Source organism: Clostridium sp. (genome assembly GCF_032576335.1).
Taxonomy (GTDB): Bacteria; Bacillota; Clostridia; order Oscillospirales; family Acutalibacteraceae; genus Faecalispora.
The window spans coordinates 140,477-158,710 of sequence record NZ_JAWFXC010000005.1 but is presented as its reverse complement, the minus strand read 5'-3'; the positions used below and the strand labels follow the sequence as shown (position 1 = coordinate 158,710).

Here is an 18,234-nt window from a genome sequence, read left to right as displayed (position 1 = left end):
GAGAATGTAATTGATAGAAAAAAGAGAATTAGAACGCAAGAAGTTAAAATACTTTTTTGTGTGTCCTGAAACTCCAGAATATGCAGATGCTATGCAAAAAGTATTAGCTGGAATTTATGTTGATCATTTAATTGAAAAACTTAAGAGTAGTCCAGAATATACATAAGCAATAATAGATATGTTTAGCAGGAAACCAACACAAATAAAAACGACTACCAATCCTTTAAAAAGAGGAATAGGCAGTCGTTTTTATTTGTGTTACAGATTCATCAAAGGGCTTGTCTTAATAGATTCTGTTACAATTTCAGCATCTTGCAATCCCTCAAGATAACGCTGAGTTATTCGAATATTTTCATGCCCCATAAGTCGGCTGAGTTGATAAACGTCAATACCATTTCTCAATTGCATCTGTGCAAATGTATGTCTACATGTATGAGGACTCGCCCTAACATTATCTGATACCTCTGCAATTTTAGCAGCAATAGAAACTACTCGTTCTACTGCCTCAGTCGTTAATGGTCTTCCTGTCCTTGAAAGAAAGTAATTATCATATTTGATATTTTTGTATTCAAAGTAGCCCTTCTTAGTGCGCTCATACTTTAACAATATTTTTGATAAATAAGGACTCTTACCTACTTGCCTCTCTTTCTTTCCTTTACCATAGATAACAATATAATTATCTTTAATATTAGATTCTGGGAGCGTACACAGCTCATAATTTCTAATACCAGTATCAAAGAGCATTGCAATAATAGCTCTATTTCTAACGCTTAAATAGTCCCTCTCACAATAGACACTCAACATTCTTTTAACTTCATCATCCGAAAATGATTTTATAATCGTTTTCGGCTCTTTCATCCAACTTACCTTCAAGATTGGATTAACTTGTATATATTCTTCTTCAATCAGATATTTGAAAAAGGCTCTGTATATTTTGATTAATCCATTTAAATAAGTTTCCTTACATCCTTTCTTCTGCTGATACCGAAAAAAAGCCTTTAAATGTTTCGAATCTATATTTTCGGCACATTCAACGTTTTGCTCTTGCTTTAAATAATTGATGAGATATTCCAATCCATTACGATAGCTTTTTACCGTTTTCCAAGTAAATTTTCTTAGTTCACATTCATACAAAAATTCCTTTAAAGCATCTTCTAAAGACATACAAAGCCCTCCTAGCATGCGTGAAATACACACTAGAAGGGCTTAATAACGCCATACCTTTTGTTTCATATCATTCAAATAACGATATTGAATGATATGTCATCGTACGGTTTTATATATCATCACTCATTACAGATTCCATCATTCTCGCTGTTGTAAAACCACCTGCAAACCCGCATGAACGCTGGACTTTCAGACTAAAATCATTCCGCGTCGTCTGCGTTTTCCCAGTTGTGCCATACGTTTTGCACGTCGTCGTTATCCTCTAGGTTATCGAGCAAACGCTGCATTTTTGTAATGGAATCGGGGTCAGTAAGAGCCGTGTAAGTAGTAGGAACCATTTCCACCTCGGCGGAAACAAATTCATAGCCTTTCCCCTCTAAATCAGAGAGTACGGCACTAAAATCAGCCGGCTCGGTGTAGATTTCAAATACATCGTCATCTGCCTGAAAATCAGATGCACCAGCCTCTAAGCAATCGGTCATTACGGTATCTTCGTTCAAACCCTCGCGCTCAATAATCAGCACGCCTTTTTGTGAAAACATAAAAGAAACACAACCGCTGGTACCAAGGTTGCCGCCGAATTTATCAAAATAATGGCGTACATCTGCCGCGGTACGGTTACGGTTATCCGTTAAGGCCTCTACAATTACCGCCACACCGTTGGGGCCGTAGCCCTCGTATACAATGCTCTCGTATTTATCACCGTCACCATCGCCCGCCGCTTTTTTAATAATGCGCTCAATGTTATCGTTCGGCACATTTGCAGCTTTCGCTTTTGCAATGCAATCCTTTAGCTTCGCATTGGCTTTGGGGTCCGGCCCTCCGCCCTCTTTTACCGCTACCGCGAGCTCACGCCCGATTTTAGTAAAGATTTTGGCTTTGGCACCATCTATTTTTTCTTTCTTTCTTTTAATGGTACTCCATTTTGAATGGCCTGACATACTAATAAGCCTCCTGTTAATAATCGCTTTGATCTATTTATCATATCAAACAAGCTTAACATTCCACTTTATTACTCGGAATCAATAAGCTGAATGATTCCATATTCCATCAGGCGTTAGAAGCTTTTCTTCCGCTTACGCCGTGGATATTATATCACGTTTTATTGGTCATAGCAAGCGCTGCCGCCCGCGCTTTGTCCGCAATTTCAGCGGGTATTTCATCGATTCCGGTTAAATCGGTATGGGGCCATTCTACAACATGCTCCAGCTTTGTATTCATAACGGTAAAAGCAAGTTCTAACTGGCGAGCCATCATCTGAGCACCCTCCGCATTTTGTGAACCATACGCAGTAAGAAGTGCTGCTGTTTTGGGTTTGTGAATGGATGGGCGAATGCCCATTGCAAAACGCGCCTCAAAATACCGCTGCCAGCGGTCCATAACCGCCTTGCATGGTGCCGGGAAGCTCAAATGATATACCGGAGCTGCAACTATAAAATAATCTGCTTCACGAAGCTCACGGTCAAACTCGTCCAAATCAGAAAAGATGCACGCTTCCCGCGTCTGACAGTAGCCACAGGCAGTACAGGGGTGATAATTCCCCTTGTAGGCGTCAAAAGTAGTAATGCGAACGGAATTGGTATCTACCTTTTGCAAAAAAGCTTCCAACAGCTTTGCTGTTGCACCATTAGGACGCGGAGAACCAAATAACACGAGCATATTTTTCTTTTCCATAAAGCGGACAACGCCTTTCTTCACATAATAAATCGATTGTAGCATGCCCACTTTTCTTACGCAAGGCAAAAGTTTGTTAGGAATATGGATTCGCTGTATAACCACCGGTATGGTGCAAAAGCTAGAACAAGCTTTAAGACTTGTACGGAACTATGAAATGTGTTATACTAGACTAACAAAATAAGAAAAAGGAAGTGTTTTTATGTTTGAGCAAGTAAAACTTTCTTATGATTTTAGTGCGTTGCAGCCTACCATAGACGAGTTGACAATGGTAACCCACTATACAAAGCACCACGCAACGTATACGAAGAACCTGAACACTGCTATGGAGCGGTTACCAGAGCTTTCTGGAGAATCCATTGAACAGCTTTTATCTCATTTAGAAAATATTAAGGACCCTGCTTTACGCACAGCCATTCGCAACAATGGTGGCGGTTATTATAATCACAACCTGTATTTTGACACCCTTTCCCCGAATGGACCTCGTACTCCCACAGGTAAGCTGGCTGCGGCCATTGACCGCACATTTGGTAGCTTTGAGGTAATGAAAGAAAAGCTGGCAGCAGCAGCCGTGGGGCAATTTGGCTCCGGCTGGGCATGGCTTTCTGCGAATTCAGAAGGCGATGTTATGATTTCTTCCAGCCCGAACCAAGACAACCCAATGATGGAGACCCGCGGTGAATGGAGGCCAATTCTTGGTATTGACGTATGGGAGCACGCTTACTATTTAACGTATAAAAACCTGCGTGCCGATTATGTAGACGCGCTCTTCCGAGTGGTAGACTGGGGTAAAGTGGAAGAGTATTACCACAAAATGATTGATTAATTACTATTAAAACAATACCTATAATAATAAAAGAAAGGCAGAGGATAAACCCTCTGCCTTTCTTTTTGTTACAAAAAACCGGAAACCCCTAAAACTTTTAGGATTTCCGGATAAACTGCGCCTTACATACAGGGCAGGTTACTTCAATTTTACCGCGTCCTTTCGGAACACGAAGCCTAGTTGTGCATTTTGGGCATTTAAAGTAGCGGTAAACTTTATGGTCCTGCACATACTTTTGCTTAGAATGGAACCATGCAGTTACCTTATTCCAATATTTTAAAAATAACTGGTTTTCGGCATAGCGGCGAGGAAGATTGCGAGAAAGTATGCGGAACATACTCCACCCAAAAATCAAATAGGCCACCAGCGTCAGCGGATAGAAATTAATTAACCGAGAAAGCATAATGAGCAGCATATACAAAATGAGGCTTCCAACCATCAATTGGTCGCCGCCGTAGCGCCCATACATCGCTCTCCGAAATCTCTCCAACACGCTCGATCACCCCTTTTCTATAGTACAATATATTCTGCTCTGATACAATAATATCGACCGGCTATTTCTTTGTCAAGAAGTATCCATCAGTATTTACATTCTGTACTTATTTTACCTCTATTGTTTCCACTTTTGTCATATTTTTAGGGCAATTCAAAGCGACGCTCTCCACACTCTCTGTTCTTATTCTAAAAACACAATATGTATAAAAGCTATTTTATGAGCGCAAGATGACAATTAAGTGGAAAATCGTTACAGAAAATTCACGGTATGTTTACGAAATTTGCAGAAAACTGTTTTGACGTTGCTTCTATTTTAGAGTATAATTGTCTCACTTTCCAGCATACGATTATGCAGTTAAATATTGCAAATCGGTATGCCTAATTGTAGAGTAAGCCGGCAGTCTCTACATAATGTGTGCTTTTTCTTGCCGGTTATCATAAAGGAGGGAACGATTCTGTTTGACAAGCTTCAACTTACCCGGTTAAAGCCATTATTTATGTTTTTTATTGGGTATACCGTTTGTTTTTATCTATTCGCTCTAACGCTAGGTTATACTTTTCCCTTTGTGGCAGGTTTTTTATTAGCGCTTTTGGTGCAGCCGCTGGTGCGCTTTCTAAAAGAGAAGCTACACTTAAAACCTGGGGCCGCATCAATTCTCGTCACTTTGCTGTCTTTTTTTGTCCTGTTTGGTTTAATGGCTCTCTTGGGCTACTGGCTTGTAACAGAAATCACCACGCTTGTAGTAAAGCTTTCATCCATTGATACGACCAAAATTATTAAGCCGCTCAATGATTTAACGGGGGTTCTAGGTTTTTATGTAGATAAAATCGATACCGATTTCATCCGCCAAAACCAAGAGCAGCTTATTAAGTTTTTACAGACGGGCGCAGGAATCCTCACTTCTGTATTGAATACAGTTCTAATGATTTTAACCTCGTTGCCCGGCATACTAACCATGTTTATCGTCATGATTTTCTCCACCTATTTTTTTGCTAAGGATATGCCTGTCATTAAGCGACAAGTGGCATCCTTTTTGTCGCAAAGTACTGTAATCAACATTCGTTCGGCATCGCGCCATAGTCTCACTATGAGCGGTAAGCTGATCGCATCTTTTACTCTAATCTATTTCATTACATTTGTGCAGACACTTTTGGTCTTCTATTTGCTTGGCGTTCCCTACCCACTTGTTCTTAGCTTAATTGCCGGCATTGCAGACGTTCTGCCTATACTCGGCCCCGGAACGGTATATATCCCTCTAGCCGTAATCAGCTTAGTACAAGGTGATTACTTTACCTCAATTGCCTTGATTGTTGCTTGGCTCCTTATTTCTACCATTCGTCAGGTCATTCAGCCCAAAATTGTCTCCGCCTCTATCGATGTGCACCCCCTCGCCATGCTGGCGGCACTTTACTTTGCTTTGATAGCAGGCCGAATAAGCATCTTAATTTATATCACTCTGTTCTTTGTACTGTACCAGGTTCTGTGCAAAACAGGCGTGTTGCCTCGTTTTTTTATGTCGGAATCGGAACTGGACAAGCAAGAAAAAACGCCTATCCCTCCTGTTCAGAAAGATAACACCAGCAGCACACCCCCGGCAGATTTCTAATTGCTTACAGAATTGTAATACAAATTATGCCACGCACTTCTTGACAGTTCAGAAGTGCGTGTGTTATAGTCTAGCTGTACTAATCGAATTAATACACATTAATACACTGAGAGGTGAATCGGATGTTTCCGCTGGATTATAAAAGCAGGCTGCCAATTTACGAGCAGCTAAACAAATCCATCTCAAAAATGGCCGCTTTGGGTGCCTTGGAGCCGAACGAACAGCTACCGTCCGTTCGCACGTTGGCCCAAGACCTTGGGATTAATCCAAACACCGTGCAAAAAGCGTATCAAATGCTCGAGCAAAATGGCATTATTTACTCTGTTCCGGGGAAAGGTTCCTATATCTCACCAGATCTTTCTATCTTGTCGCGGCAAAAGGCAAGATCTTTGGAAAAGCTAGCAGAAGTGATTCACGAAGCTGCTGAGAATGGAGTAACAAAACCAGAAATGATAGAACAGGTTGAAAACTACTTTAATGGGAGGGGTTCTGAACAATGATAGAAGTAAAATCGCTAGTCAAAAAATTTGGCAGTAAAGCTGCCTTAGATGGAATTTCTTTTACCATAGACGCCGGCTCCGTGTTTGGATTGGTTGGCAGCAACGGTGCAGGCAAATCTACCTTACTTCGCAGCCTTGCAGGTATTTACCAGCCAGAAAGCGGCGAAATTCTGGTAGACGGCTTGCAGCCGTTTGAAAACAGTACGGTGAAAAGCAAATTATTCTTTATTTCTGATTACCCATACTTTTTCCCGCAGGCAAATATGAAAGAAATGGCAGACTTCTATTCCAAAACGTACGCCTCTTGGGATTCAAAACGATATGAAGAGCTGTGTGCGCTTTTTCCGCTTGACCAAAACGCACGCATTATTAATATGAGTAAAGGCATGCAGCGGCAGGTAGCATTGATTAATGCACTATCGGTACGGCCGGATTACCTCCTACTCGATGAAATATTTGACGGTTTAGACCCGGTCATGCGTCAGCTGCTCAAAAAGCTTGTTTCAAGCGAGGTTTCTGAGCGTGGCATGAGCGTGGTAATCGCCAGCCATAACCTTCGTGAGCTAGAAGATTTGTGTGACCACGTTGGTCTGATGCACAAAGGCGGAGTTGTGTTCGAGCAAGAGCTTGACGCTCTTAAACTGGGCATTCACCGTGTGCAGGCAATCTTTAAGCCAATGCCTTTACAAGAAGCATTACAAGATTTTGATATTATTAAGCAAGACATACGCGGCTCACTTGTAAACTTTGTGATTCGCGGAAAAAGAGAAGAAATTCTTGAAAAGTTAAATGCTTTGAACCCTGTGTTTATTGAAATGCTTCCCCTTACACTTGAGGAAGTATTTATTAGTGAAATGGAGGTGGCCGGTTATGACATTGAAAACATCCTCAAATAATCTGCGCAGCGAATTAACTCACACCTTTTTTTGGGAGCTGCGCCATCGCTTTGGGCTGATTGCCTTACTTTGCGGTCTTCACTTTGTAACAATGCCGCTGGTTGAAATTCTTGCCATGAATAACGCCCAGCGTACAAATATGGATAGCGGATACATCATAGATATGGGCAGTCGCTTTTTGAATGTGCTTCGAGTGGTACTGCCGCTTTGCACCGTATCTCTTTCTTTATTGGCGGCTCTGCTAATTAGCGTGCTTTCTTATCAATACATGCACCAAAAACGCAGTGTCGATTTATACCATTCGCTGCCTGTATCACGCACAGCAATGTTGGGAGCGCGTATTTTATGCGGTATAGTAGTAATACTCCTCCCTTTGCTGCTTAATTTTGCACTCACCGTTTTGGTTGGTGCTGTATACAAGATTGCAATTGCTGAATATATTGGGTTCCTCGCCAGCTCTCTGGGCTGGGTATTCTTAATGTCTTGTGCTTCATTTTTCTTCTGCACCTTTATGGCGGTTTGCAGTGGAACTACCTTCGACATGGTAATCTCCATTGTTGTTGTAAATGTTACCTATCCTTTAATGATTATTCTTGGCCGCCTTACTGCCTCTATGATTATTCCCGGCCTGAATAACGATATTGATTTTCAATCGGTCACTTATTCTGCGCTTTCTCCCTTTGTGGCCGCTTACCTGCCGCTGGTTTACGGCAGCATCAGCGAAGTGGGCTTCTCATCTCTTGCATTTCTGGCTTGGTGGAGCATAATCACCGTAGTTATGATTATTGCTTCACTGTTCCTGTACCGCAATCGTAAAAGTGAATGTGCAGAAAGCAATTACGCATTCCCCATTCCCAAAACTCTTATTCGCTTTGTAGCAACTACTGCTGCAGGTTTGGCAGGCGCATTGATATTCCACGCAACCTTTAACTCCTTCCCCAGCTTCTTTATTGGGTTGCTTGTTGCTTCTATTATTGCCCATATTATTGCTGAGGCAGTGTATGGTCGAGGCTTTAAAGGACTTAAAAAGAGCTTTGCTTATTACGCAGTTTTCTTAGTCGGTTTTGCAGCCTTCTACGGGATTTGCGCCACCGGTGCATTTGGGTTCGATACCAAGCTCCCCAAAGCAGAAAATATTGACCATGTACAGGTGGAACTGAATTACAGTAACGGCCGCTACAATTCAGATGGCTTCAGCGTTATGGATGAAAAGGGCCACAAGCAAATTGCCTGGATACCCCAGATGATAAAGGAGCCTAATAATGTAACCAAGATATTGGCTCTTCACAGCCTGATCATTGAGCAAACTCGTGATAATGGTTACCCCTATCGCCTAATGGATTCCACGTCTTCGGATGTACGGATTACCTACCACATGAAAGATGGTACAGAGCTCAAACGCAGTTTCTCAACCGATATGATTTCAAATCATAATAACCGATACGATGAAACTATGAAGCAGGTAACGAGTCTAAAAGAATATAAGCTAAGCGGTAATGCATTCTTTTACTTGACACCTGAGATGGTGGAATCCATTCAAATTATGGATAAAGAAAACGGAGAACACGTGTTGGTGCCTGACAAGGTTAAGCTGCAGGAACTGATTGATGCAATTCAGCTCGATATTGAACAAAATGTGGAATTCGATTACAAAGATAGTGAAGAACAGCTATGGCTGGAGTTCCGTTCTCGAGCGTTTATACCGCAGCCTGGCAGCGAACTGCAAAAGAAGATTAGTGGATATACGGGAAAGATACAGCTTTCATTACCCGGATTTAGCATTAATAAAAATACTCCACATGTAAAAGCAGTTGTAGATAAATACGGTTGGGCAAAAGGACCTGTTTCTAATTCTACTTCTCCCAACACATCGAATGTAACACAACAATACAGAGGAAATCGTGATGTAGTCGATTCAAACATCACTCTTGCTGTCGCAAATTAATCATTCTTTCTAGAAGAAAAGCGTTGGCCGTACAAAGAAATTTGCACACTAACGCCCTCTTCCTCCATCATAAATAGAGGCCTGCCGAAATTCGGCAGGCCTCTTATGTTTTAATTCAGTTTTTATGTGCAAACCGCAGGAACCACCTGACTTTTTGAGCTTTTATAATCGACAGGAAACATGTTATAAACGACTTCCTCTTTTGAAACCATGGAAATCGGAATCCTGGGCACTAAACTATGCAATACTTCAATAAACCCGGTAGATGCAAACCCTGCCATGCCGGTTACCACATGAACGGCACCAATTTGGCGAATAAAACCTGCTGCAACCAGGGGACTGTCATCTTGAAATATAATCGTCATTTCGGCGCCCGCTTCCCGCGCCGTTTGATACAGGTATTCCAGTTCCTCGCTGCACGCACCATAACCAGCGGACTGCGGTTGAACACATAAAACCTGCATAGGAAGCGCCTGTTCTTCGGCAAGTTTTTTTCCCACTCGTATTAACCGATCACAATCGCGTTGGCCGGTAACACACACAAGAACAGCCGCCTTCGTTTTTTTCACCGCTTCCCCTCCCTTCTTATAATTAGATTTGGAATGCATCTTAAGTATACGATATTTTTAAAGAATATCAATAGATAAACTGTGAACGAAATGTAAAAATCGTTGTATAATGTCCACTAAACTAGCTGTTTTTTAATTGTATCATTCGTTGGATAAGCACAAACAAGCCTATAAAACGGGCGCGTAGTGGAGGACAACTGTCCTTCACTACGCGCCACTTAACTGATTGTGACTTTGTGTTGAATACACTTTCACTCTATGGTTAAAAAGCACCATTAAAAGCACGAATAGTGCACATTCTCAGTACCCAAAATCATTATTTACAATAATAACTTTTATGCGCCCTGCTACCCGCTGCCTTGTTATTAAAACGAAATCGTTACAGATTCTTTCTTGATGCTTGCAATCCACGCAACGATTCAGCTTTGTACAGGGTGTGTGTTTCTTCAGCCGCAAAGCATCTAGAGGTGCCGCAATCTGCCGTGTTCTTTCAATAGCATCTTCCACTGTTTTCGTTAGTTTGTTTCTCCCCACTACAACAATCACCTGAGCCGGCCCATACAGCATAGGAGCAACACGACTGCCGTTGCCATCAATATTAAATAGCTTACCATCTTCAGAAACGGCATTGGTTCCGGTAATAAATGTATCTGCGGCAAAGTTTTGCAGGTAGATGCTTCGTTTCTCTTCGGGTGTTAGCCCTGATTTGTGTTTATCGTAAAAAACATAATTTCCCGAACGTAGAAAATCGAATACACCGGTTTGTTCTAACGTAAGCGAATCACCGCAGCCCACACTGCTCCCCTGCGGAATTAACTTTTGAAGCAGCAAGACTAAATCATCTATATTCTCTATATAAAAGCCCACCATATTATTCTTTTCTAGATTTTGAATCGTTCTTTGAATCTGCAAATCCATATCGTTGTCCCCTCCCAAAGCATTCGATTCTTTTTTATATCATAGCATGTTAGTACAAAAGAGAAAAGACTGACCATAAAAGGCCAGCCTTCCGATTTCAACGTAAGATTCTTTATTTGCGTGATGCTATCAGCTGTTGTTCAAGCTCTGAAAGCGTTTGTACCGGAGCGGAACATGTTCCATTTTCGCAAAGATAATATTGTACTCCCTGCTGTGGTAGCGGGTACTCCTCTGTAAATGGAGCGACGGAAGCGAGTAGCTCTCTATTTTTGTTATGCTTAAAAAGAACAGTCAGATTCGGCAGAAAGTGCTGGTTTAGATAATTACATATCTCATTAAAATCCAATTCCGACTCCGCCGTACAAATCAACTCTTGGGAGGGGTAAAGCACTCGGCTAAGCGCAATTAGGGACATCCCGTACCCCGCAGGGTATTCCTTTACCCAGCCAGAAAGAAACTGTAGCTGGCGTTCACTCGCCTGCCGCCAGTACTCCTCACCGGTAAGCGCAGCAAGGCGCACAAATACTTCAGCTGCCACGGAATTTCCGGATGGAATTGCACCATCATACACTTCTTTCGGTCTGCTGATGAGCTGCTCGCTGTCTTTGGCATATAAGAACAGTCCGCCTTGCTTTTCATCAGCAAATAGCTCCAAAATCTTCCCCGCTATTTGTTTGGCACGATCAAGGTAATTTAATTCATAAGTCGCCTGGTACAGCTCAAGCAGAGAGAAGGCATAGAAAGCGTAGTCATCGAGCTGACCATCATGTGCCGCATCTCCATCCCGCCAACGAACGAGGAGTCTGCCGCGCTCATCTACCAGATTTTCTTCCAGAAAGCGCTGTGCTTTTTGTGCCGCAGTGAGGTACTCCGATTCATTAAGCAGTGAGCCTGCTTTGGCAAGTGCGGCAATCATAAGAGCATTCCAAGAGGTTAGCACCTTATCATCACGATGCAGCTGTGTGCGCTTTAATCGGTAATCGTATAGCTTAGAGCACATCTGTGCGATTTTTACATTCTCTTGCTCGTAGTTGGATTCCTCGAGTAAATTAAGGATGTTATTCCCCTCAAAATTACCAGTAGCAGTTACTCCGAAGCAGTCACAAAATTCTTCTGCGTCCTTTTCGCCGAGAACCTCCCGTATTTCATGTGGAGTGAACACATAATATTTCCCCTCCACCTTATCACTGTCGGCATCCTGCCCGCAGTAAAAACCGTCCTGTTCATCTCGCAGCTCACGAAGAACATAATCAAGTGTGCGCATTGCAACTTTGCAGTAAAGGGGTCTTTTCGTCACAGCAAACGCCTCTAAATAAGTGTACGACAAAAGGGCATTATCGTAGAGCATCTTTTCGAAATGAGGTACCAGCCATCGTACATCAGTGGAATAGCGCGAAAAACCTCCGCCTACATGGTCGAACAGTCCACCGCGATACATTTGGGTGAGTGTATGCTCCGCCATATGAAGAGCATCCTGATTCTCTTCCAGAACCGAATAGCGAATTAAAAAAAGCAGATTATGCGGAGTAGGAAATTTAGGTGCACCGCCAAAACCGCCCCAACGCGAATCGTAGGAGTTTTTAAATTGGTCAATTGCATCATGCAAAAGATTCTGTTCCGGCATTATAGCATCCGGTAGAGTCGCTGCCTGCTCATTTAAATATTTTGTAATTTCTTCCCCGGTGTGCAGCAACTGCTCCCGGTTCTTATCCCATTGTTCGCCGATAAACGTAAGCAATTCTAAAAGCCCGGTAGCGCGCATGGTAGAGTGCTTCGGCAGATACGTTCCCGCCCAGAACGGCTTTTGCTCCGGTGTCATTAAAATCGTCATAGGCCAACCGCCAGAACCCGTGATTGCTTGGCAAACTGCCATATATACGGCGTCAATATCCGGCCGCTCCTCACGGTCTACCTTTATACAAACAAAGCTCTGGTTTAGCACCTCGGCAATCTCGTCATCTTCAAAGGATTCGTGCGCCATCACATGGCACCAATGGCAGGTAGAGTAGCCAATGCTTAAAAAAATGGGCTTGTCCTCATGCTTTGCCTTTTCAAACGCTTCTTTACTCCACGCATACCAATCGACTGGATTGTTTGCATGCTGCAACAGATAAGGGCTTTTTTCATGAATTAAATGGTTGCTTTTATTTTTAGTTTCCAACGTTTTTTACCTCATTTGTTCTATATCATTCTCTTTATTATACCTAAAAAAGGAAAAGATACCACCCTTTGCGGGTAGTATCTTTATGATTCTTATCACAAATCATCAACACCATATACTTGAAGAATTAGATAAGAATATAAAGTTTAATTGGGTTGATTAGAGCCAGAAATAACAAAGCCAAGCCCAATAACACCAATACCAACCACAAAAGTCTCTAATCCTGCTGAAGATAATCTAAGCAGAATTGCAAAAAGAAGTATTCCAATTCCTAATCCGATCTTTTTCATATTTATCCCCTTTCAAACAAAATTAAAACTAGTTAATAAGTTTATTATAAAACTTAAATGAAAATTTAAAAGACTTAATGTTTTATCTCTACAGCAACGAAGGTATCAATCCTAACATTTGATTTCTTTAATAGGGTATTTATCAAAATAGCACATCATATTCATACCTCTTTTTGCATTTATTTCGTTAACCGTATATAATCATGTTGGAAAAATCAAAGGATAAAACAGATTATGTTACAATACATTCCGGCTCCAAAAGGAGTAATAGAATAATTCGGAAAGACGGATACAACAGCGATGTTAAGCATATCGTATCCCTGTTGTAACAAGATTAAACCATATGTGGTTGATAAGGACGGTTCAAAAGAATGAAACGAATTTTCTTTGTTGAAGATGATTTGAGCTTAATAAACGGTCTATCTTTTGCTATGAAAAAACAGGGCTATGAAATAGAGCTTGCTCGCACAATTATTGAAGCGCATAGTCTTTGGATAAAAGGAACCTATGATTTGGTGATTCTTGATGTGTCTCTACCTGACGGTTCCGGATATGATATTTGCAGAAAAATCCGTGAAACCTCAAAGGTACCAATTATATTTCTTACTGCAGCCGATGAAGAAACTGATATTACCATGGGGCTAGACATTGGCGGTGATGATTATATTACAAAACCATTCAAATTGGCCGTGTTTTTATCAAGGATAAACGCTCTGCTCCGCAGAAGTGAAAATTTCAATCAAGCAAATACCCAATTAACTTCGAATGGTATAAAAGTGCTGTTATTAAAAGGGGAAGTTTATAAAAGCGAAGAATTGCTCGACCTGACAGCAAGTGAATATAAACTGTTGTGTTTGTTCATGGAAAATCCAGGTATTGTGCTTTCTCCAGAACGGATTTTAAGCAAGCTGTGGGACTGTGATGAAAACTATATAGACACTAATACGCTAACCGTTTATATTCGTAGACTTCGCACAAAGATTGAGGACAACCCAGGAGATCCCCAAAAGATATTGACAGTTCGGCGCATGGGGTATAAATGGAATACGATTGATTGAGGATGGCTATGAAAATACTGGTAAACAGGAAAATCAAATCTCTTTTTGGGTGGGTGTTACTGCTGATAGTAGGATTCACCCTACTTTCAATGGCTTTTATAATATTTGAGATTAAAAATGCAGCACTCTGTATTTTGGCTTGCTCTTTACTCATGAGTATTATGATATTAATCGTTATTTACAGATATTTTATAGAACAAAACGAAATTATGGAAACTGCCGTTTCACAAATTAAAGAATATATTCTGGGAAATAAAAATGCACGCCTTGCGTGTAATGATGAGGGGGAGCTATACAGACTCTTCCATGAAGTAAATGCACTGGTTGCCATTTTAAATGCGCACGCCGATAATGAGGGAAAATCGAAAAAATTTTTAAAAGATATCATATCCGATATTTCTCACCAATTAAAAACGCCATTGGCGGCTCTCAATGTCTATGTTGGCATTATTCAGGAAGAATCAAAGGACTTGCCTACAATTCAAGAATTTACTTCCTTATCTGAACAGGAGCTTGACCGAATTGAAATATTGGTACAAAACCTTTTGAAAATTACAAAACTAGACGCCGGAACGATCACATTAGAAAAAGCCAACGAAAATGTGCCGGATATGATGAGCAGTATTGAAAAGCATTTTTCCTACCGCGCAAAAAAGGAAGAAAAAGAATTGCTGCTGTTTGGTAATGACACGGTTACTCTACTTTGTGATCGCAACTGGTTTATGGAAGCAATCAGCAATATTGTAAAAAATGCTTTTGACCACACAAAAAAGGGAAACACCATTCGTATTGAGTGGAAGCAGTTTGCATCTGTTGTTCAAATCATTATAACGGATAACGGCAGTGGAATTCACACGGAAGACCTATATCATATATTCAAAAGGTTTTATCGAAGCCATTTTTCAAAAGACACACAAGGAGTTGGACTGGGTTTATCACTTGCAAAAACGATAATTGAAGCACACAACGGCACGATAGAAGTCAGTAGCGATCTAGGTTTCGGCTCTACCTTTACCATAAACTTTCTAATTCCTACAAAATAGTAGGCTTCGTGTCATCCGTTCGTAGGATTGGTGTGATATGCTATCACCATCAAACAGAAGAGGTGTTTCTTTTATGGACTTATTAGAAGTGAATGGTATTTCAAAAACGTATGGCAGTGGTGAAACAGCCGTACATGCCTTAAAGAACGTGAATTACTCTGTTCCGAAAGGAGAATTTGTCGCAATTGTTGGTGAATCCGGTTCTGGTAAAAGCACGCTTCTGAATATGTTGGGCGCGTTGGACACGCCTACTTCCGGCAAAGTATTTATTGACGGCAAGGATACTTTTTCTATGAAAGAAAGAGAGCTCACCATTTTTCGCAGACGGAACATCGGTTTTATTTTTCAGGCATTTAATTTGATTCCAGAGCTGACGGTTGAGCAGAATATCATTTTCCCAGTTCTGTTGGATTATCAGAAGCCGAATCAAAAGTATTTGGAGGAGCTTCTCTCCGTACTCAATTTAAAAGAACGCCGCAACCATCTTCCGAGTCAGCTATCCGGTGGTCAGCAGCAAAGAGTTGCCATTGGACGTGCACTGATCACACGTCCGTCCCTAATACTTGCAGATGAGCCAACGGGAAATCTAGATACGCAAAATAGCAGTGAGGTTATTGCACTGTTGCGGGAGGCGTCAAAAAAATACGAACAGACAATCATCATGATTACACATAACCGAAGTATCGCGCAGACAGCCGACCGTGTATTACAGGTATCGGACGGTGTTGTCTCCGATTTAGGGAGGTGTAGTGAATGAAAAGCTATCTTAGCCTGATTCCTATTTCTACAAAAATACATAGAAAGCAAAATCGAATGACGCTTTTATGTATTATTATTTCTGTTCTGCTTGTGACTGCAATTTTCAGTGTATCCGACATGCTACTCCGCACAGAGAACTCGTTTGTGCTGGAGAGGCACGGAAGCTGGCATATTAAACTAGATAATATCTCCCAGGAGAATGCAAAAGAAATTAGCCAGCATTCGGATGTTAAGGCAATAGGCACCACAGCGGTATTTAATTCGGACGCAGACAAACCATATTATATTGGTAAGCGGAAAGCCACCTTGTATGGAACCGATAAAACCTATATAACCCAGCTTTCAAACGCTCTTGAAGAGGGAACTTTTCCGCAAGCAGATAATGAAATTATGCTCAGTGAAAATGCGAAGCTCGCCTTAAATGTGCAGCTTGGCGACCGTGTGACTTTACACACTCCCGCCGGAGATACTGATTTTAAAATTTCCGGCTTTGGGTCTGATGATAAAAAATATTATCAGGGACAAACCTTTTTGGTTGCCGTGTATATGACTCAAAATTCCTTTAATTCGCTTATGACGAAAAACGATATATCAGCCCCCCTCTCTTACTATGTTCAATTTCAGAACGCTGCGAAAGCTGCACAGGCGATACCTGAACTTAAAAAGACGTACGACTTACCGAAGGACTGCATTTCTGAAAACACTGCACTTATGGGGATTTCAGGCCAAAGCAATAACCAAGCAATGGGAAATATTTATGCAACTGCGGGATTTTTATTTGTGCTGGTATTGTTGGCCGGAGTATTGATGATTTCCGGAAGCCTGAACAGCAATGTAACACAACGGACTAAGTTTTTTGGTATGCTGCGTTGTATCGGCGCAAGCCGCCGGCAAATAATTCGTTTTGTTCGTTTGGAAGCACTTAACTGGTGTAAAATTGCCATACCTATTGGCATCATTGCAGGCACAGCAGTTAGTTGGGGAATTTGTGCTTGGCTGCATTATGGCATTGGTGGTGAGTTCATTACCACCCCGGTATTTGCTTTTAGCCCGATTGGCCTAGTTAGCGGTGTTCTCGTTGGGCTTATCACTGTACTACTGGCAGCACAGTCTCCTGCAAAACGCGCTGCGAAAGTTTCTCCCGTAGCGGCAGTTTCGGGCAATGTTGAAACGACGCTCTCTGTACAGAACAAAATGAAACAACGTGTTGGTAAAATTGAGTGGATGCTTGGTGTCCATCATGCAACCGCATCCAAAAAAAACTGGGCATTAATGACTGCTTCATTTGCACTTAGTATTATTTTGTTCCTTTGCTTTTCAATCGGGCTGGATTTAGCCCGTGGGTTGTTGCCTACCTTGCGGTCATGGCAGCCAGATATTACTCTTAACGGTTATTCTAATGCATTGGTAATTGAAAAAAATCTGACCGATGAAATTAGCAATATTTCAGGTGTGAAACAAGTTTTTAGCAGTTCTTACAAGAATAGAATTCCTGCTTCTTCTTCACGACAGGGAATCGACCATATCAATCTTCTCTCCTACGACGACTATCTGCTCAATAGCGCAAAAGACAGTGTGGTGCAAGGAGATTTGTCTGCAATTCAAGGTGACAGCAACAAGGTTATAACCGTCTATGATAAAGATAACCCTTTGAAAATGGGAGATAGCATCCAAATTGCTGGTCAAGAGGTTAAAATAACAAGTACCATAACGGATAGTATGTATCCCAGTGAGCTGCTTGTAATATGTTCACAGGAAACCTTTGAACGGCTGACAGGAGAGCACAAGTATACGACACTTGGCATACACCTTAACGAGAATGCCAACGATAAAACGTTACAGCAGATTAGCAACCTCACTGCAAGTGATGTGATTTATACGGATTTACGGGAAAGCAACAAGGAAAGTAATACAACCTATTTAGCGTTTCAGTGCGTCGTATACGGATTTTTAGTAATCATTAGCATGATTACAATGTTCTATATTATTAACAGTATTTCAATGAGTGTTTCAGCAAGATCAAAACAATATGGAGCAATGCGTGCTGTTGGAATGGATGGCAGGCAGCTTACCAGAATGATTGCCGCAGAAGCCTTTACCTATGCCATTTCTGGCCTTGCAGTTGGTTGTGGGATTGGACTCCCATTCAGTCGTTTCCTTTATATTAGCCTGATAACACGATATTTTGGAACTGTATGGCATTTGCCGGTAACAATGCTCTGCCTTATCATATTGTTTGTTTTTGTATCTGCTGTTGCTGCGATTTATGCCCCGGCAAAACGAATTCGTGATATGGCAGTAATTGAAACAATCAATGAATTATAAT

18 protein-coding genes are annotated in these 18,234 nt (G+C 41.5%); 10 read left to right on the top strand and 8 right to left on the bottom strand.

Annotated features, from left to right (window positions below):
- Positions 1-10 precede the first annotated feature (10 nt).
- Positions 11-166 carry a hypothetical protein gene (locus E7L17_RS07380; protein ID WP_316322616.1) on the top strand — a complete coding sequence of 52 codons (156 nt, stop codon included), beginning with the start codon at positions 11-13 and terminating at the stop codon, positions 164-166.
- Between the two features lie 92 nt (positions 167-258).
- On the opposite strand, the gene E7L17_RS07375 is transcribed toward E7L17_RS07380, so the two are convergent.
- From E7L17_RS07375 to E7L17_RS07365, 3 genes are all read right to left on the bottom strand, one after another.
- Complete coding sequence (locus E7L17_RS07375) at positions 259-1,164, bottom strand: tyrosine-type recombinase/integrase (protein ID WP_316322615.1); 906 nt, start codon at positions 1,162-1,164, stop codon at positions 259-261.
- A 203-nt stretch (positions 1,165-1,367) separates the two neighbouring features.
- Positions 1,368-2,108: a YebC/PmpR family DNA-binding transcriptional regulator gene (locus E7L17_RS07370; RefSeq protein ID WP_316322614.1), complete on the bottom strand. Its 741-nt coding sequence runs from the start codon at positions 2,106-2,108 to the stop codon at positions 1,368-1,370.
- Between the two features lie 154 nt (positions 2,109-2,262).
- Positions 2,263-2,841: a flavodoxin family protein gene (locus E7L17_RS07365; protein WP_316322613.1), complete on the bottom strand. Its 579-nt coding sequence runs from the start codon at positions 2,839-2,841 to the stop codon at positions 2,263-2,265.
- Between the two features lie 202 nt (positions 2,842-3,043).
- Here E7L17_RS07365 and E7L17_RS07360 point away from each other — a divergent pair, with 202 nt between their 5' ends.
- The gene (locus E7L17_RS07360; RefSeq protein ID WP_316322612.1) at positions 3,044-3,667 is read left to right on the top strand and encodes a superoxide dismutase; all 624 of its coding nucleotides are present in this window, start codon (positions 3,044-3,046) and stop codon (positions 3,665-3,667) included.
- A 97-nt stretch (positions 3,668-3,764) separates the two neighbouring features.
- Here E7L17_RS07360 and E7L17_RS07355 read toward each other — a convergent pair whose 3' ends face one another.
- Entirely contained in the window at positions 3,765-4,160 is a 396-nt protein-coding gene (locus E7L17_RS07355) for a hypothetical protein (RefSeq protein ID WP_316322611.1), read from the bottom strand.
- Positions 4,161-4,587: 427 nt separating this feature from the next.
- Here E7L17_RS07355 and E7L17_RS07350 point away from each other — a divergent pair, with 427 nt between their 5' ends.
- From E7L17_RS07350 to E7L17_RS07335, 4 genes are all read left to right on the top strand, one after another.
- On the top strand, positions 4,588-5,769 hold the full coding sequence (locus E7L17_RS07350) for an AI-2E family transporter (protein ID WP_316322610.1): 1,182 nt from the start codon (positions 4,588-4,590) through the stop codon (positions 5,767-5,769).
- Positions 5,770-5,891: 122 nt separating this feature from the next.
- Positions 5,892-6,269: a GntR family transcriptional regulator gene (locus tag E7L17_RS07345; RefSeq protein ID WP_316322609.1), complete on the top strand. Its 378-nt coding sequence runs from the start codon at positions 5,892-5,894 to the stop codon at positions 6,267-6,269.
- The gene (locus tag E7L17_RS07340) at positions 6,266-7,165 is read left to right on the top strand and encodes an ABC transporter ATP-binding protein (RefSeq protein ID WP_316322608.1); all 900 of its coding nucleotides are present in this window, start codon (positions 6,266-6,268) and stop codon (positions 7,163-7,165) included. Before E7L17_RS07345 ends, E7L17_RS07340 begins: the two co-directional genes overlap by 4 nt.
- Entirely contained in the window at positions 7,140-9,110 is a 1,971-nt protein-coding gene (locus tag E7L17_RS07335) for an ABC transporter permease (protein WP_316322607.1), read from the top strand. The genes E7L17_RS07340 and E7L17_RS07335 overlap by 26 nt, the downstream gene beginning before the upstream one ends.
- A gap of 122 nt (positions 9,111-9,232) precedes the next feature.
- On the opposite strand, the gene E7L17_RS07330 is transcribed toward E7L17_RS07335, so the two are convergent.
- From E7L17_RS07330 to E7L17_RS07315, 4 genes are all read right to left on the bottom strand, one after another.
- Positions 9,233-9,679 (bottom strand): hypothetical protein, encoded by a 447-nt coding sequence (locus E7L17_RS07330; RefSeq protein WP_316322606.1) that lies wholly within the window; start codon positions 9,677-9,679, stop codon positions 9,233-9,235.
- A 300-nt stretch (positions 9,680-9,979) separates the two neighbouring features.
- Complete coding sequence (locus tag E7L17_RS07325) at positions 9,980-10,597, bottom strand: lactate utilization protein (RefSeq protein ID WP_316322605.1); 618 nt, start codon at positions 10,595-10,597, stop codon at positions 9,980-9,982.
- 112 nt (positions 10,598-10,709) lie between these two features.
- On the bottom strand, positions 10,710-12,758 hold the full coding sequence (locus E7L17_RS07320) for a thioredoxin domain-containing protein (RefSeq protein WP_316322604.1): 2,049 nt from the start codon (positions 12,756-12,758) through the stop codon (positions 10,710-10,712).
- 146 nt (positions 12,759-12,904) lie between these two features.
- The gene (locus tag E7L17_RS07315) at positions 12,905-13,048 is read right to left on the bottom strand and encodes a hypothetical protein (RefSeq protein ID WP_316322603.1); all 144 of its coding nucleotides are present in this window, start codon (positions 13,046-13,048) and stop codon (positions 12,905-12,907) included.
- Positions 13,049-13,419: 371 nt separating this feature from the next.
- Here E7L17_RS07315 and E7L17_RS07310 point away from each other — a divergent pair, with 371 nt between their 5' ends.
- From E7L17_RS07310 to E7L17_RS07295, 4 genes are all read left to right on the top strand, one after another.
- A complete protein-coding gene (locus E7L17_RS07310) occupies positions 13,420-14,106 on the top strand; it encodes a response regulator transcription factor (RefSeq protein ID WP_316322602.1) in 687 nt (228 codons plus the stop codon).
- 8 nt (positions 14,107-14,114) lie between these two features.
- Positions 14,115-15,149: a HAMP domain-containing sensor histidine kinase gene (locus E7L17_RS07305; RefSeq protein WP_316322601.1), complete on the top strand. Its 1,035-nt coding sequence runs from the start codon at positions 14,115-14,117 to the stop codon at positions 15,147-15,149.
- 73 nt (positions 15,150-15,222) lie between these two features.
- Entirely contained in the window at positions 15,223-15,906 is a 684-nt protein-coding gene (locus tag E7L17_RS07300; RefSeq protein ID WP_316322600.1) for an ABC transporter ATP-binding protein, read from the top strand.
- Entirely contained in the window at positions 15,903-18,233 is a 2,331-nt protein-coding gene (locus E7L17_RS07295; protein ID WP_316322599.1) for an FtsX-like permease family protein, read from the top strand. The genes E7L17_RS07300 and E7L17_RS07295 overlap by 4 nt, the downstream gene beginning before the upstream one ends.
- Position 18,234 lies beyond the last annotated feature (1 nt).